The 15,975-nt window shown below is 66.0% G+C and carries 11 protein-coding genes; 3 read left to right on the top strand and 8 right to left on the bottom strand.

From position 1 onward, the window contains the following. Positions 1–17: 17 nt before the first annotated feature. Positions 18–2,042, bottom strand: a complete 2,025-nt coding sequence (locus ACODTW_RS19655; RefSeq protein WP_488947769.1) for an alpha-glucosidase — start codon at positions 2,040–2,042, stop codon at positions 18–20. 165 nt (positions 2,043–2,207) lie between these two features. On the opposite strand from ACODTW_RS19655, the gene ACODTW_RS19660 reads away from it, so the two are divergent. Continuing rightward, the gene (locus ACODTW_RS19660) at positions 2,208–3,830 is read left to right on the top strand and encodes a long-chain fatty acid--CoA ligase (RefSeq protein ID WP_488947770.1); all 1,623 of its coding nucleotides are present in this window, start codon (positions 2,208–2,210) and stop codon (positions 3,828–3,830) included. 62 nt (positions 3,831–3,892) lie between these two features. Here the strand turns inward: ACODTW_RS19660 and ACODTW_RS19665 are convergent, their stop codons facing one another. After that, the gene (locus ACODTW_RS19665) at positions 3,893–6,193 is read right to left on the bottom strand and encodes a TonB-dependent receptor (RefSeq protein ID WP_488947771.1); all 2,301 of its coding nucleotides are present in this window, start codon (positions 6,191–6,193) and stop codon (positions 3,893–3,895) included. 171 nt (positions 6,194–6,364) lie between these two features. Between ACODTW_RS19665 and ACODTW_RS19670 the strand changes: the two genes are divergently transcribed. Together ACODTW_RS19670 and ACODTW_RS19675 are read left to right on the top strand one after the other, a co-directional pair. Next, entirely contained in the window at positions 6,365–7,816 is a 1,452-nt protein-coding gene (locus ACODTW_RS19670; protein WP_488947772.1) for an NAD-dependent succinate-semialdehyde dehydrogenase, read from the top strand. 142 nt (positions 7,817–7,958) lie between these two features. Continuing rightward, positions 7,959–8,675 carry a GntR family transcriptional regulator gene (locus ACODTW_RS19675; protein WP_488947773.1) on the top strand — a complete coding sequence of 239 codons (717 nt, stop codon included), beginning with the start codon at positions 7,959–7,961 and terminating at the stop codon, positions 8,673–8,675. A 7-nt stretch (positions 8,676–8,682) separates the two neighbouring features. Here the strand turns inward: ACODTW_RS19675 and ACODTW_RS19680 are convergent, their stop codons facing one another. From ACODTW_RS19680 to ACODTW_RS19705, 6 genes are read right to left on the bottom strand one after another with little or no spacing between them, the layout of a single operon-like run. Beyond that, positions 8,683–10,242: a glycerol-3-phosphate dehydrogenase/oxidase gene (locus ACODTW_RS19680; RefSeq protein WP_488947774.1), complete on the bottom strand. Its 1,560-nt coding sequence runs from the start codon at positions 10,240–10,242 to the stop codon at positions 8,683–8,685. Between the two features lie 21 nt (positions 10,243–10,263). Beyond that, entirely contained in the window at positions 10,264–11,769 is a 1,506-nt protein-coding gene (gene glpK, locus ACODTW_RS19685) for a glycerol kinase GlpK (protein WP_488947775.1), read from the bottom strand. A 59-nt stretch (positions 11,770–11,828) separates the two neighbouring features. Further along, complete coding sequence (locus tag ACODTW_RS19690) at positions 11,829–12,845, bottom strand: YeiH family protein (protein WP_488947776.1); 1,017 nt, start codon at positions 12,843–12,845, stop codon at positions 11,829–11,831. Beyond that, entirely contained in the window at positions 12,842–13,768 is a 927-nt protein-coding gene (locus tag ACODTW_RS19695) for a hydroxyacid dehydrogenase (protein WP_488947777.1), read from the bottom strand. Before ACODTW_RS19695 ends, ACODTW_RS19690 begins: the two co-directional genes overlap by 4 nt. 26 nt (positions 13,769–13,794) lie before the next feature. Then, complete coding sequence (locus ACODTW_RS19700) at positions 13,795–14,799, bottom strand: Ldh family oxidoreductase (RefSeq protein WP_488947778.1); 1,005 nt, start codon at positions 14,797–14,799, stop codon at positions 13,795–13,797. After that, the gene (locus tag ACODTW_RS19705) at positions 14,796–15,971 is read right to left on the bottom strand and encodes a UxaA family hydrolase (RefSeq protein WP_488947779.1); all 1,176 of its coding nucleotides are present in this window, start codon (positions 15,969–15,971) and stop codon (positions 14,796–14,798) included. Before ACODTW_RS19705 ends, ACODTW_RS19700 begins: the two co-directional genes overlap by 4 nt. Positions 15,972–15,975 lie beyond the last annotated feature (4 nt).

Here is a 15,975-nt window from a genome sequence, read left to right on the forward strand (position 1 = left end):
TCGGGATGAGGGCGGCGTTACGACACGTCCACGATCTGACGGAACAGGCCTGCCCAGGCGCTGCCCTGGCGGAAGAACAGGGGCGGCGTGCCCAGCGGTGCATCCACCGTCACCTCCTGCCCGCCTGTATGCACGGCACCCGTCCACACCTCCACCCAATCCGCGCCGGCGGGCAGATAGGTTGTCCAACGATCCACGCCCGGCTGTATGACGGGCGCCACCAGCAGGTCGGGACCGTAGAGATAGCTTTCCTGCAGGGCGTAGGTGCGGACATCGTCCGGGAAATGCAGGAACAGCGGCCGCTGTACCGGCAGGCCCGTCGCCACCGCCGCCTCCGACAAGGCGCGCAGATAGGGTGCCATATGGGTGTAGATGCGGGTCATGCGGGCGAAATGGGCCAGGATGGCGGGGTCTTCATCCACCTGCACATTGTCGCGCGGGCGGTTACCCTCATGCCCGCGCATGACGGGGGTGAAGGCGGCCATTTCCGACCAGCGCATCACCAGTTCCGGCGTGCGCACATTGCCGAACAGGCTGGTGTAGCCACCGATGTCGCTATGGTGATAGGCGTTGCCCAGCAGGCCCGAGGACAGGGCGGCCGTGATGACGGTGCCGATGCCGTCATGCCGGCTGAAATCCACCGACTGATCACCGGCCCACAGCAGGGGGCAGTGCCGCTGCACGCCGCTATAGCCCGCGCGCATGAAGAAGACGGTGTCCCCCGTCTTGCCCCGGCTGGCGACCGCGCTTGCATTCACCTCTGCCCACAGCACCGGCCAGGCGTTATGGGCCAGCATGCCGGGCGTGCCATCGTGCAGGCGGACATCGGTCGGCAGATATTCGCCGAAATCGGCCATCCAGCCGGACAGGCCGAAATCCAGCATGTTCTGCCCGATCACCCGCTCGGCGAACCAGGCGGCGGCGGCCGGATTGGTGAAATCCACCACACCGCAATAGAACTCGCCGAAATCGACCAGATAGGTGTCGTCGCTGTCCAGTTTGCGGGCCAGATAGCCCGCCGCCTCGGCCTCTGGATAGAGGCTGCCATCGACGCAGAGATAGGGGTTCACGTAGCCCAGGAACCGGATGCCGCGTTCCCGCAACTCCCCGATACGGCGGTCCAGATCGGGATAGCGGCTGGGGTTCCATTTCCAGTCCCAGAACAGCCGGTTGCCGAAGCTGGTGATGCGCAGGCCCACCCAGTCCTCGCACCACAGGCCGGAAATGGCCACGCCGGCATCGGCATATTTCTCCAGCCTGATAAGGCTGTTCGCCCCGTCCTTCAGGCCGATGATAGCGCCTTTCAGCACCCAGTCGGGCAAGGGCGGCTGGCGGCCGAAGCGGTCGGACAGGGCCGTGACCAGATCGGTGAAGGCATCGCGCGCCCAGAGTTCGATCGTGGCCGGCGCCGCCCAGATCTCCAGCTCGTGCCAGTCATCTTTTCGGAAATCGAAGGCACTATATGCCATCGTGTCGATATGCAGGGCGTAGCGGCGCGACGACAGGTAGGTGGGCTGGGGATAGTTGGTCTTGTAATAGTCGCCGCCGGCCTTGCCCTTCTGATCGGCCTGGAAGGTCAGCAGCGTGGACTTGTCGCGGCCCACGCCGGGTTCGGAGGTCCAGAGCGGGAAGCGGCGGCCGCGCATGTCGAAATAGGAAAGCTGCTCCCCCCCACCCCAGACATGCTCACCCTTTTCCGCTACCACGCGCAGCCACAGCCGGTTCAGCGTGGCGTCATGCGTATCGATACGGATGCGGGCGTCCTGGGGCCCGCCCGACAGGGTCAGCGTGACCAGGGCGGGCAGGGATGGGGCGATGGACAGGGTGACGCGCGCGGCACCGTCCCCGTCGCGCGTGACCGCGGCATGGCGCAGGCCCAGCCGTTCGACGATACTGTCTTCAATATCGAAATGGCCGTGATACATCTCCACCCGCGGATCGCCGTGCCCGACATAGAGGCAGGGTGCATCGGCACGGTGGCGCAGAACGGGGCGACCTGCCAGGATCAGGTCGAAGCCACCGTCCGTTTCAAGCAACTGCATCTCGTTCCCTTCCCTCAACATGCCATGCGCGGCGGGATGCGCCCGGCGGCCGGCTTATTCTTCATATGAACTCTTATATCTAATATAAGACTTAATCGAACGCCCTGTCCAGCCGTCGGGTTGGTCATTACGAAATGCGGGCGCGGACAAGCAAGGGGGATGGAGATGTTCGGGCTGATGCAGGATTGGCCGCTGACGGTGAACCGTATCATCGATCACGCGGCGCGCTGGGATGGCAGCCGGGTGGTGGCGACGCGGCGGGTGGAACCGTCAGCGACCGGCGCCGTGGCCTATACCGATTACCGCCAAATCCGCGACCGCGCCCGCCGCCTGTCCAGTGCCCTGCGCGGGCTGGGGATCGGGCCGGGCGACCGGGTCGCCACCCTGGCCTGGAACAGCGACCGGCACCTGGAGGCCTGGTTTGCCATCATGGGCATGGGCGCCGTCTGCCACACGCTGAACCCGCGCCTGTTCAAGGAACAGCTGCGCTTCATCATCAACCATGCCGGCGACCGGGTCATTCTGGCCGATCCCGTCTTTGCAGGCCTGGTGGCGGAATTGCTGCCGGATTGCCCGACGGTGACCCATGTCGTGCTGCTGTGCGCGCAGGCGGATATCGACCGCACCCTGCTGCCCCAGGCCATCGGGTATGAGGAATGGGTCGGTGCCGCGGTGGATGACGGCCATCCCTGGGGTGATTTTGATGAACGGACGGCGGCGGCGCTTTGCTACACGTCGGGCACAACCGGCAATCCCAAGGGTGTGCTTTATTCCCATCGTTCCACCATGATCCATATGTGGATGAGCCTGCAACCCGACGTCATGGGCCTGTCGGTGGGCGATGTCGCCATGCCCATCGTGCCCATGTACCACGCCAATGCCTGGGGCATTCCGTTGTCGACGGCGGCCGTGGGCTGCAAGCTGGTATTGCCGGGATCGAAACTGGACCCCGTCTCCCTGCTGGACCTGATCCGGGGGGAAGGGGTGACGTTCGCCGCAGCCGTGCCCACCATCTGGCAGGCGCTGGTCCAGCATCTGGAACGCCATGGCGGGGATTTCGGGCCCTTGCAGCGGGTCATCATCGGCGGGGCCGCCTGCCCGGAAAGCGTCCTGCGCCGCCTGAACGATTTCGGCGTCAGTGCCCGCCATGCCTGGGGCATGACCGAAACATCGCCCATCGGCACGCATTTCAAGCTGGTGCCGGAACTGGACGGAACGGGGTTCGAGGCGCAGATGCCCTACCGCGCGCGACAGGGGCGGCCGCCGCTGGGGATCGATCTGGCCCTGCGCGGGCCGGACGGCGCCGATCTGCCCCATGACGGCACGCGGGCCGGCCGGCTGCTGGTACGGGGGCCGGTGGTGGCGGCAGGTTACCTCCATGGCGATGGCGGGCAGGTGCTTGATGGTGATGGCTGGTTCGATACGGGCGACATCGCCGATATCGACGCGTTTGGCTATATGCGCATCGCCGACCGGGCCAAGGATGTCATCAAGTCCGGCGGGGAATGGATCAGTTCCCAGGAGATCGAAAACATCGCCGCCGGCCATCCCAAGGCGGCACTCTGTGCCGCCATCGCCATGCCCGACCCGAAATGGGACGAGCGGCCGTTGCTGGTGGTGCAGTTGAAGCCGGAAGAAAAGGCGACGGCGGCGGAGTTCCTGGCCCATTTCCAGGGGCGGCTGTCGAAATGGCAGATCCCCGACGATGTGCGTTTCGTCGATACCATGCCACTGGGCGCCACCGGCAAGATCGACAAGAAGGTGCTGCGGACAATGGTGCTGGGTTGATAAAAAAAACCCGGCACCATGGCGGTGCCGGGGGATTGCAGTGGGTAGTTGGGAGTACCGGATCAGAAATTGACCCGGACCGAACCGCCGAAATACCGCTCGGCGTCGCGCGGGGTGATCTGGCGCATGAACGAGGTGCCGTTGGGAATGCGCAGGATCACGAACTTCTTGTCGGTGATGTTCTTGGCGATCAGGGACACGCGCCAGGTGTCATCATCCGACGTCCAGGCCAGCACCGAATCCCAGGTGGCATAACCAGCCTGGACGGCGTTGGGATTCTGGTTCAGGTCGAACCCGACCTTGGAGGTGAACTGGACTGTGTTGGTCAGGTTCAGGTCGCCATTGGGCAATTCCACCGGCAGGCGCCAATCGGCCGTGACCGACCCCTTCCACTTGGCGGAAAACGGCAGGGGCTTGCCATTGATGGCGTCGGCGCAGGTGGGCTGGGCCGCCGGGCACTTGAACTGGTCAATGCGGGCCTTGGTGTAGGAGACGCCGCCATTGAATTCCAGGTCGCGGGTGACAGCCCAGGTGAAGTCGGCTTCCAGGCCGCGCGTCGACACCTCGCCGGCATTGGTCAGACGGGTCACCACCTGGCCGGCCACCAGTTCCAGATTATTGGCCTGATACCCGTCATACAGGGTCTTGAACGCGGCCATGTTCAGCATCAGGCCCGCTTCGGGGAAGCGTGTCTTCAGGCCGATTTCATAGCTGTTCGACTTTTCCGCCGCGATGGGCAGGGTGTCGGTCGCCACCATGTTGAAGAACACGTTCAGCGCCGGGCCCTTATAGCCCCGGGTATAGGTGGCGTAGCCGATCACATCGTCGGTGAAATCATACTGAAGGCCGGCATTGCCCGACACGCCGTCCTGGCTGGTAGTGCCGTTGGCGGCGAAATAGGGCCGGACGCCGGGGAAGGCGGCCGTGGAGGTGGAACGGCGTTCGAAATTGAACGACACCTTGTCGTCGGTATAGCGGCCGCCGATGATGGCGCGGAAATCATCGGTGAAATTCACTGTGGCCTGACCGAAGGCCGCGTAATTCTTCAGCTTGGTGGTGAAGTCCGCGTTGCCTTCATTGGTGACGAAGGTGGAGGCACCGGCCCGGCAGGGCAGCAGACCATTCACCGCCGCCAGGGTGGTGGCGGAGCAGACGGTGACCGTGCGATTGAAGAAATCCACTTCCTTGGTGGTGTAATAATAGAGCCCGGCGACATAATCGATGAAGTTCTTGCCGGTGGACGCGATGCGCAGTTCCTGGGTGAACTGGTCGAAGGACAGATCGCCCCGGTCGTGGGAACGGTTATCGCCGGCCGCCACGCCCGTGGCCACATAGGTGGGGCTGTCGGATCGGAAATCGCCGTCGCGCTGCTGATAATTGTACCAATGGCGATAGGCGGTGATGGATGTGATGGCGGCGGCCCCCAGATCGATATCGGCCTGCAGGGACGCGCCGGAATTCCTGTCCCGCGTCTTGGGATCCAGATCGTTGTCGATATCCTTGTTGCGGGCACCGGGCGTCAGCGGCGACAGCGATGGGCGGAAGATCTGGTCGTTGAAGGCGCCGGCAAAGACGGTGCCGATGCTGTCGGCATAGCCATTGTCGCTGGCCTTGGCATAATCGGCGATGGCCGTCAGCGTGACATTCTCCGTCGCGTCCAGCACCAGCTTCATGCGGGCGCCGTAACGTTCGTAGCCGTTGATGTCGTTGCCGTTATGGACGTTGGTACCGTTGCCGTCATAATGGCTGAAGAAGCCGGTGATCAGGCCCGACAGCTTGTCCGACATCGGCCCGGATACGCCCGCCTTCAGCCGGTATTCATTGCCTTCGTAATAGGAGGCCTCGGCAAAGCTTTTCGGGCTGGCCGCCGGGGAGCGGGTGGTGATGTTGACCACGCCGGCCGACGCATTCTTGCCGAAGATCGATCCCTGCGGGCCGCGCAGCACTTCGACCCGTTCCAGATCCAGGAAATCGGCCGTCTGCTGGCCGGCACGGGCATAGACCACGCCGTCGATGACGGTGGATACCGACGGTTCCACGCCCGACGCGAAGGAGATGGTGCCCACGCCACGGATGGAGATGGCACTGTCCTTGTTGGTGTTGCCCTTGCGGAAGGTGATGGTGGGCACACGCTGGAACAGCTGTTCGGCCGAATTGACATTGGCCTGTTCCAGCTGGTCACCGGTCACCACGCTGATCGCGACGGGCACGTCTTGCAGATTCTGGACCCGCTTCTGGGCGGTCACGATGATTTCTTCCAGCAGGATGCCGGAGCTTTCCTGGGCGACGGCCGCGCCGGTTAGCCCGACCAGGGCCAGGGCCGTGCCGGCCGCCAGGCGCGTCAGATGCGTTGCACGCTGCATGTCTTATCCTCCCTGTTCAATTGTCGGCTCCCCTTGTTGGCGGGGTTGCTTCATTCCTACCGCATGGTTATCGGTAAGACAAGAGTTGTATCTTATATAAGAGTTATCATAGATACTCGTCCAGTCCGAAAAGGCGCCCGACGCCTGACCCGCAGGAAGGAAACCCACGAAATGTCCCTCTCCCACCCGCTGTTGCGTCAGCAATGTTTCATCGATGGCGTCTGGCAGGATGCCATGGATGGCACCACCATCGCTGTTTCCAATCCCTCAACAGGTGATGTGCTGGGCTCAATACCCAAGGCGGGGCGCGCGGAAACAGCGGTGGCGATCGCGGCGGCGCACCGGGCCTTTCTGGGCTGGCGCGGCTGGACGGCGGCGGACCGGGCCAACCTGATGATGAAGCTGCATGACGCCATCCTGGCCAACCGCGCCGATCTGGCCCGGCTGCTGACGCTGGAAATGGGCAAGCCCCTGGCGGAGGCAGCCGGTGAGGTGACGCTGGGCGCCGCCTATATACGCTGGTTCGCGGAGGAGGCGCGGCGCGTCTATGGCGATGTCATCCCGTCCCCCTGGAAGGGCCGTCGCCTGCTGGCCGTGCGCGAACCGGTGGGCGTGGTGGGGGCCATCACCCCCTGGAACTTCCCTAACAGCATGATCGCCCGCAAGATGGGCGCGGCCCTGGCCGCCGGCTGCACCATGGTGGTCAAGCCGGCGACCCAGACCCCTTATTCGGCCCTTGCCGTGGCGGCGCTCGCCGAACAGGTGGGGTTCCCTGCCGGGGTGCTGAACGTCGTCACCGGTTCCGCGGCGCAGATCGCGGCGGAGATGTGCGAGAATCCTTTGCTGCGCAAGATCACCTTCACCGGGTCAACAGCGGTGGGCAAGGGGCTGGCGGCACAGGCCATGGCCCATATGAAGCGCGTGTCGATGGAACTGGGCGGCAACGCGCCCTTCATCGTGTTTGATGATGCCGATCTGGACGCGGCCGTGGCCGGCGCCATGGTGGCCAAGTTCCGCAACACGGGCCAGACCTGCGTCTGCGCCAACCGTTTCCTGGTGCAGGACGGCATCCATGATGCGTTCGTGGCGAAGCTGGCATCGGCCATGGCGGCCATGAAGGTGGGCGACGGGCTGGAGGATGGCGTGGTCCAGGGGCCGCTGATCGACATGGGTGGCGTGGCCAAGATCGAAGAACATGTCGCCGACGCAATATCCAAGGGCGCCAGCCTGATCACCGGCGGGGCGCGGCATGAACGCGGCGGCAGCTTCTTCCAGCCGACCTTGCTGACCGGAGTCACGCCCGCCATGAAGGTGGCGCGCGACGAGACCTTCGCCCCGCTGGCGCCCGTCTTCCGCTTCGCGACGGAGGCAGACGCCCTGCGCATGGCCAATGATACCGAATTTGGTCTGGCGTCGTACGTCTACACCCGTGATCTGGGCCGGTCTTTCCGCATGATGGAGGGGCTGGATTATGGTCTGGTCGGTATCAATGAAGGGCTGATCACCACGGAGGTGGCGCCGTTCGGCGGGCATAAGGACTCGGGCGTGGGCGTTGAGGGCTCACGCCATGGCATCGATGACTACACGACCTTGAAATATGCCTGTATCGGGGGGCTGGGCTGACGACTGTCCGGGTTGCAGGCCTCCCGACCTTCGGCCAGAAAGAGCAGGGAAATAAGGGTTGGAGCGGCAAAAACCTTGCCCCTCCAACCCCAAATTGTTTTATCTTATAGAAGTCTTGCTCAATTCCAGGATGCCCCCCGGCATGGAAGCCCCCGGTTACCGCCCGCTTTATCGCCAAGTCTATGACATCATCGTCAATAAGGTCGCCGAAGGTGTCTGGCGGCCGGGCGAAGCCATTCCCAGCGAACAGGCTCTGGCCCGCGAACTGGGCGTCAGCCAGGGCACGATGCGCAAGGTGCTGGACGCGCTGACGGCGGAAAAGCTGCTGGTCCGGCACCAGGGCAAGGGCACCTTCATCGCGGAGAATACGCAGGAACGGTCGCTGTTCCGTTTCTTCCGCATGGTGCGGCCGGGCGGGGAACGGGTGACGCCCAGCATGGGCGACCAGAGCGTGCGTGTGCGCGTGGCCCGTGTTGCCGACCAGCAGAAGCTGGATCTGGCCAAGGGCGCCAAGGTGGTGGAGATCAACCGTGTGCGCCTGATCGATGGCAAGCCCACGATCCGCGAAACCATCATCCTGCCATCGGCCCTGTTCCCGCGCATCGAAGACCGGATGCCGTTGCCCAACACGCTCTATTCGCTGTACCAGACCGAATATGGCATCAACATCGTCTCGGCCAGCGAGGAGTTGCGGGCGGAAAGCGCCACGCCGGAGGATCAGCGCCTGCTGGGGGCGCCGGCCGGGGCCGCCATCCTGTGCATCGACCGGCTGGCGCTGTCGCTGCAGGACCGCAAGGTTGAATGGCGCACCAGCCGCGTCTATGCCCGCGACCTGTCCTATTCGGTGACGCTGGGGTAAGCTCCCGTCAAGCCGTGGACGCCATGGCCAGCGCCTGGAATTCCGCCACCTGCGCTTCCACCCAGGCGCTGTCACGGCCCAGTTCAGCCGCCAGCACTTCCGCCACGGCGGGGGCTGCTGCGGCGGCCGCGCGGGCGTCCAGCAGCAGGGCGCGGGTGCGCCGGGACAGCACATCTTCCGCCGTCCGCGCCATCAGGTGGCGGGCGGCATAGGCGGCTTCCCCCAGGAAATAGGGCAGGTCGGGATGCATGGGGGCCGCCCAGCCCGGCCGTTCCGCCAGCACCGCCCGCACTTTCGGCGCATCGGCGCCATAGGACATCAGCGGGTCGGCCGGGTCCGCCCGTTCCACCCAGCCATGCAGGCGCAGGCCGGCTGTGGGGCTGGCCGCGGGTGGCAGGCTGCCGGCACGGGCGGCGGCATCCACCGTCTGTTCGGCCATTTCGCGATAGGTGGTCCATTTGCCGCCGGTGATGGTGACCAGACCGCTGTCCGACACCATCAGCACATGGTCGCGCGGCACGGCCGAGGTGCCGGATGCGCCCTTTACCTTCACCAGGGGGCGGATGCCCGTGAACACGGCGCGCACATCGGCGCGTGATGGGGCGCGGGTCAGATATTTGGCGGCATGGTCCAGCAGGAACGCGATCTCGCTTTCCAGCGCATGCGGCTCCAGGCTGGCCGTGGGGATAGGCGTGTCGGTGGTGCCGACGATGGTCCGCCCCAGCCAGGGCAGCACGAACAGCACGCGGCCATCATCCGTCTTGGGGATCATGATGGCGTCATCCCCGCCCAGGAAGGACGGGTCCAGCACCAGATGGATACCCTGGCTCAGCGACAATCCTTCCGGCAGGTCGGGCCGGTCCATACGGCGGATTTCATCCATGAAGATGCCGGCGGCATTGACCACGGCCTTGGCCCGAATGCGGTAAGTGGTACCCGTCTCCGCATCCCGCGCCGTGACGCCGTCGATGCGGCCATCCTGCTTGGTCAGGCCCGTGACGGCGACATAATTCAGCAGCACCGCCCCTTGGTCGGCGGCCGTCTGCGCGATGGTCAGGGCCAGGCGGCTGTCATCGAACTGCCCGTCATAATACAGCACGCCGCCGGTCAGCCCGTCGCGCTTCACCGTGGGCAGGCGCCGCAAGACCTCCGTCCGCGACAGCAGGCGTGACCGGCCCAGACCCAGTTTTCCCGCCAGCAGATCATAGGCGAACAGGCCCGCGCCGTAGAAGGCCATGTCCCACCATCCATAGCAGGGGACGATGAAGGCCTGGCGGTGCGTCACCTGCGGCGCGTTGGACAAAAGCCGGCCGCGTTCATGCAGGGCGTGGCGGACCAGATGGATATTGCCCTGGGCCAGATAGCGCACGCCGCCATGCACCAGCTTGGTGGAGCGGGAAGAGGTGCCCTTGGCGAAATCATGTGCTTCCAGCAGCAGGGTGCGGTATCCCCGCGCCGCCGCATCCAGCGCCGTGCCCAGGCCCGTGGCCCCGCCGCCGATGACGACCAGATCCCATTCAAGGTCTTCGGCCAGTTGGGCCAGTCCGGCCGCGCGATCGAAACTCATCTGTTGCTCCACATGCCGGGCTCAGGCTTCCGCCCAGCCGCGCGACCGTTCCACGGCCTTGACCCAGCGATCATATAACCGGTCGCGGTCCGCCGGCTTCATGCCGGGTTCATAGCGGCGGGCCAGTTTCCAGGTGGCGCGGATCTCCGCCCGGTCCTGCCACACACCTGTCGCCAGCCCGGCCAGATATGCTGCTCCCAGCGCCGTCGTCTCCGACACGCGCGGCACCTCCACCGGTACGCCCAGCAGGTCGGCCTGGAACTGCATCAGGAAGCCATTGCCAACGGCACCGCCATCGGCCCGCAGCTCGGAAAGCGCAATGCCCGTCTGCGCCTCAATGGCGCGGGTGACATCGCGGGTCTGATAGGCCATGGCTTCCAGTGCCGCGCGCACGATATGGGCCCGGCCCGTACCCCGCGTCAGGCCGGCGATCAGGCCGCGGGCATAAGGGTCCCAGTGCGGCGCGCCCAGCCCCGTCAGGGCCGGCACGAAATAGACGCCGTCATTGTCGGGGATGGACCGGGCCAGTGCCTCGGTTTCCGCCGCGGCCGCGATCAGGCCCAGCCCGTCGCGCAGCCATTGTACGGCGGCCCCGGTGACGAAAATCGCCCCTTCCAGCGCATATTCCAGCGGCCGGTCGCCGATGCGCCAGGCCACGGTGGACAGAAGCGGGCCGGGATCGCGCAGGGTGGAAGCGCCCGTATGCATCAGCAGGAAGGAACCGGTGCCATAGGTATTCTTGGCCAGACCCGGCCCGTGGCAGGCCTGGCCGAACAGGGCCGCCTGCTGGTCGCCCGCCACCCCGGCGATGGGGATGCCGGCCACGCCCAGGAACCCGCCCTCGCTGGTATGGCCCAGCACGGCCGACGATGACATCACTGTGGGCAGGGCCTGCCGTGGCACATCCATCAGCGCCAGCAATTCATCGTCCCAGCGCCCTTCATGGATATCGTAAAGCTGGGTGCGGGCGGCATTCGACGGGTCGGTGGCATGCACGGCACCGCCCGTCAGGTTCCAGATCAGCCAGCTGTCGATGGTGCCGAACAGGTTGTCGCCCCGGTCCACGCCCGCGCGCAGACCCGGCACATTATCCAACAGCCAGCGCATCTTGGTGCCGGAAAAATAGGGATCGACCACCAGACCGGTCTTGGCCCGGATCATCTCCACCACGCCCGTGCGGGCCCGCAATTCGTCGCAGAAGCCGGCCGTGCGCCGATCCTGCCAGACGATGGCGCGGTGGACGGGCTCGCCCGTATGCCGGTTCCAGGCCAGGACCGTTTCACGCTGGTTGGTGATGCCGATGGCGCGCAGGTCGCGCGGGCCGATATTGGCATCCTTCAGGGCGCGGGCGGCCGTGTCCAGGGTGACGCGCCAAATCTCCGCAGCGTCATGTTCGACCCAGCCGCCCTGGGGATAATGCTGGCTGAATTCCGCATAGGCGCGGCCAACAATGTGGGTTTCCCGGTCGAAGATGATGATCGTGGTGCCGGTCGTGCCCTGGTCGATGGCCAGGATATGGTCGGTCATGGTCGCTGTCCCTCCCGGCGGCTTTTACTGGCCGCTCCCGTTTCTATCCTGTCCCGCTGTCAGCCGACAATCTTGATCCAGGCCAGCACGAACAGGGCGATGAAGGCGGTTTCGGCCACAACCAGGGTGACGGCCGCGCGCCCCACCTCCATGATGTCCTTGGCCGATGTCTTCATGCCCAGGGCTGCGACGGAGACCAGCAGCAGCCAGCGCGACAGTTCCGTCAGCGCCCCCGCCACCGATCCCGGCACCCAGCCCATGCCATTGACGAAGGCCAGCGCCACGAAACCGATCAGGAAGCCGGGCAGCGGCGTCACCTTCGCCTCCCCATCCTGGGCCTTGCGCCCACGGGCTGCCAGCAGGGTGATGGACATCACGACGGGCAGCAGCATGGCCACCCGCATCAGCTTCACCACGGTGGCCGTATCGCCGGCCTGCGGCGACTGGCTGTAGCCGGCGCCCACCACCTGCGCCACATCATGGATGGACCCACCGAAGAAGCGGCCGGCGGCCACGGCATCCAGGCCCAGCCAGCCGGCGAAGGCCGGATAGGCCAGCATGGCCATGGTCGACAGGCTGGTGATGCAGGCAATGACCACGACCGTGTCGCGTTCGGCATCCTTGCGCGGCCAGGCGGCGGCGATGGCCATGGCGGCCGACGCCCCGCAGATGCCGACGGCTCCGCCCGACAGCACGCCGAACCGGCCGCCGACCCCCGTCAACCGCGACAGGGCCCAGCCGAAGCCCATGGTGGCCGGTACGGCGCAGGCCACCATGGCCGCCGTCGACCAGCCCAGATCGCCCACCTGCGCGAAGGTGATGCGCAGACCCAGCAGTGCCACCGACAGGCGCAGCAGCGTGCGCGCCGACAAGGCAATGCCGGGCGCATAGCGCGGCTCGCCCGGTAACGTGTTCAGCGCCATGCCCAGCAGCAGGGCGAAGACCATGGGCGGGGCGTTGTAATGGTCGGACAGATAGGTTGCCGCCAGCGCCACGACGATGGTGGCGATCAGGCCGGGCATCAGCCCCCGGACATGGGTCAGCCGGGATGGCGCAGGGGCGGCCATTGCAATCATGCCTCCAGTTCCTCCAGCACGGCGCGGGCCGTCACCTCGCTGACCCTTGCGTTGCTTTCATCGGTCACGCCGGCGATATGCGGGGTCAGGATCAGGTTGGGCACATTCTGGAACAGGGCGCCAGAGGCCGCCGTCACCGGTTCGGTGGCGAACACGTCCAGGGCCGCCCCGCCCAGGCGCCCATCCTTCAGCGCCGCGCACAGTGCCGCTTCATCCACCACGCCGCCGCGCGCGGCATTGATCAGGATGGCATCCTTCCTCATGCGGGCGATGGCCGCCGCATCGATCATGTCCCGCGTTTCGGCCGTCAGCGGCACATGCAGGCTGACCACGTCGGACCGTTCCAGCAACGTGTCCAGCGACATCCGGTCGGCCTGCAGCCAGGCCGGGTGGCGTTCGGGCAAATGCGGATCGTAGGCGGCGATGGTGAAGCCCAGCGCGCGGGCCTTCTGTGCCGTCAGCCGGGCGATGGCACCATAGCCGACCAGGCCTAGCCGCTTGCCCGCCGCTTCGCGCCCGATCAGGTCCATGCGCGGCCAGGTGCCGGCCGCCACGCGGTCGGATGCGAACCAGGACCGGCGCAGCAGCATCAGGGCGGCTGTGATGACATATTCGGCCACGGCCAGGTCATTGGCGCCCGTGGCTGGGCGGACCTTGACATTGCGGGCCGCACAGGCGGCCGTGTCGATATTGTCCAGCCCCACGCCCAGCCGTCCCACCACCCGCAGCTTCGGCGCCTTGGCCAGCAGGGCTTCACGCACCTGGGTGCGGTTGCGCACGACCAGGGCGCGGGCGTCCGCCAAAGCTGCCGCCAGCTTGTCCGGATGGTCGACCAGGGTGGGGTCGTACCGCACGTCGCGGCCGCCCAGCACATTGGCGATCGCTTCCTCGTCCATGAATTCGGTGATGACGATGTCGGGCACTTCTTCCTCCCTTGTTTTTATTGGACCTACGCCGCCAGCCCCAGAATCTCCGCATGCAGGGCCGCCGGGATGGTCACCCCTTCCGTCGCCGCCTTTGCGCGCAGGGCCAGCCGGCGGTCGCCGGGCAGTCTTGCCGGCGCCTCTCCCGCCACGGTCAGCAGCAGATGCGCCATATGGTCGACATAGCCATCGCCGCCGAACCGGGCCGGGTCCAGCACGATCAGCAATTGGCCCAGGTCCGGCGGGCCGCCGTCCCCATCAAAGAAGCCGCTGGCATTCCAGGCGAAATTGCCACCGACCAGCGCCGCACAGATCACTTCCACCATCAGGGCGAGCGCCGCCCCCTTGGCACCGCCGATGGGCAGCAGACTGCCCCCCAGAGCGGCCTTCGCGTCGGTGGTCGGGTTGCCGTCGGTGTCCAGGGCCCAGCCATCGGGGATGGGCTTGCCGGCCTTGGATGCCGCCATGATCTTGCCGCGCGCCGCCACCGACAAAGCCATGTCGATGACCAGCGGGCTGCGGCCGGGCAGGGGGGCGGCAAAGGCGATGGGGTTGGTGCCCATCAGTGACCGCCGCCCGCTTGGCAGCGCCATGGCGCCCGGTGTGTTGGCAAACGCCAGGGCCACCAGTCCCCGGTCCGCCAGCCGTTCGACATGTCGCCCGGCCTGGCCGAAATGGTGGGAGCGATGGATGGCAGCCGCGGCGACGCCGGTCTTCCCCGCCAGCGGCACCAGCCGTTCGATCGCCAGATCGACGGCCGGATAGGCGAAACCGTGCCCGGCATCGATGCGGACCCCGGCTTCGCCGGCCGTCGCTGCCTGTGGCACCGCCTTGCCATCCACCTTGCCGACCCGCGCATGCAGCGCGTAGGAGGGGACGCGCGACAGGCCATGGCCCGCCTGCCCATCCACCTCTGCCGCGACCAGCGCGGATGCCGTTGCCAGTGCGGCCGCCGGGGCGACGCCGCTGTTCCGCAGCGCCCCCTCCGCCAGCCGCAGGGCCTCGTCCAGGCCAAGCGTAACCGTGCTCATGCCGACCGGTAGAGCTTGGTCATCACGAACTCCTTATGGCCCAGCGCCTCGGCCGCGGTCAGGCGACCGTTGGCGGTGCGGGCGATGACGTCGATCAGGGCGTCGCCGGCCTGATCGATGGTCATGTCGCGGCGCACGATGCCCGACACGTCCACATCCACATGCTCGCTCATCAACCGCACGGTGCGCGGATTGCCCGTGATTTTGATGACCGGCATGATCGGATTGCCGATGACATTGCCCTGGCCCGTGGGGAAGCAATGGACGACATAGCCGGCGGCGGCCTGCAAAGTGCAGCATTCGGCGGCGGCCGACGACGTGTCCATGAAATAGAGACCGGGCCCCTTGGCCGGCGCTTCGGCCGGTTCCAGCACGTCGATGAAGCTCGTCTTCTTGCCGATCTTTTCCAGGTTGCCCAGGGCCTTTTCCTCGATCGTCGTCAGGCCGCCGGCGATATTGCCCTTGGTCGGCTGGCTGTCGGACAGGTCGGAGGTCTTGTGCGCCTCGATCACGTCATCCTGATAGGCCTGCCAGGTCTTCATGAACTTGGCGGCGACCTCCGGATTGGCGGCGCGGGCGGCGGCCAGATGTTCGGCACCGGTCAGTTCCGACGTCTCGCCAAAGCAGCCATAAAGGCCCAGTTCCACCAGCTTGTCATACATGTTGCCGACGGTGGGGCAAGAGGCCAGACCCGTCGTCGTGTCGCTTTCACCGCATTTGGCGGCGACCCAGACTTCCGACAGCGGGCAGGGCGTGCGGACCAGTTCGGACGCCCATTGGGAAAATTCCTTGGCCTTGCGGCTGGCGGCGGCCACAGTGGCAATGTCACCATTGCCTTCGATCCAGAAGCCCGCAACAGGCTTGCCGGTGGCGGCGATGCCTTCCACCACCTTCTGCGTCCAGCCTTCCTCGATCCCGATCACCACACAGGCGGCCACGTTGGGGTTGGCGCCGGTGCCGATGATGGTGCGGAAATGCAGGTCCAGGTCGGCACCGAACTGCAACCGTCCATAGGAATGGGGCAGGGCGATGGTGCCCTGGATATGGGCGGCGACGGCCTCGCAGGCCGCGTTGGAAATATCGTCCAGCGGCAGGATGACGACGTGGTTGCGCACGCCGACACGGCCGTTTTCACGGCGGTAGCCCCAGATTTTACGATCGGACAATCCCATGATC

The organism is Niveispirillum sp. FG148 (genome assembly GCF_057809655.1).

Excerpts from the sequence above, each read along its gene's own strand:
- ACODTW_RS19655 (WP_488947769.1), bottom strand. The coding sequence starts at position 2,042 with ATGCAGTTGCTTGAAACGGACGGTGGCTTCGACCTGATCCTGGCAGGT.
- ACODTW_RS19660 (WP_488947770.1), top strand. The coding sequence starts at position 2,208 with ATGTTCGGGCTGATGCAGGATTGGCCGCTGACGGTGAACCGTATCATC.
- ACODTW_RS19665 (WP_488947771.1), bottom strand. The coding sequence starts at position 6,193 with ATGCAGCGTGCAACGCATCTGACGCGCCTGGCGGCCGGCACGGCCCTG.
- ACODTW_RS19670 (WP_488947772.1), top strand. The coding sequence starts at position 6,365 with ATGTCCCTCTCCCACCCGCTGTTGCGTCAGCAATGTTTCATCGATGGC.
- ACODTW_RS19675 (WP_488947773.1), top strand. The coding sequence starts at position 7,959 with ATGGAAGCCCCCGGTTACCGCCCGCTTTATCGCCAAGTCTATGACATC.
- ACODTW_RS19680 (WP_488947774.1), bottom strand. The coding sequence starts at position 10,242 with ATGAGTTTCGATCGCGCGGCCGGACTGGCCCAACTGGCCGAAGACCTT.
- glpK (WP_488947775.1), bottom strand. The coding sequence starts at position 11,769 with ATGACCGACCATATCCTGGCCATCGACCAGGGCACGACCGGCACCACG.
- ACODTW_RS19690 (WP_488947776.1), bottom strand. The coding sequence starts at position 12,845 with ATGATTGCAATGGCCGCCCCTGCGCCATCCCGGCTGACCCATGTCCGG.
- ACODTW_RS19700 (WP_488947778.1), bottom strand. The coding sequence starts at position 14,799 with ATGAGCACGGTTACGCTTGGCCTGGACGAGGCCCTGCGGCTGGCGGAG.
- ACODTW_RS19705 (WP_488947779.1), bottom strand. The coding sequence starts at position 15,971 with ATGGGATTGTCCGATCGTAAAATCTGGGGCTACCGCCGTGAAAACGGC.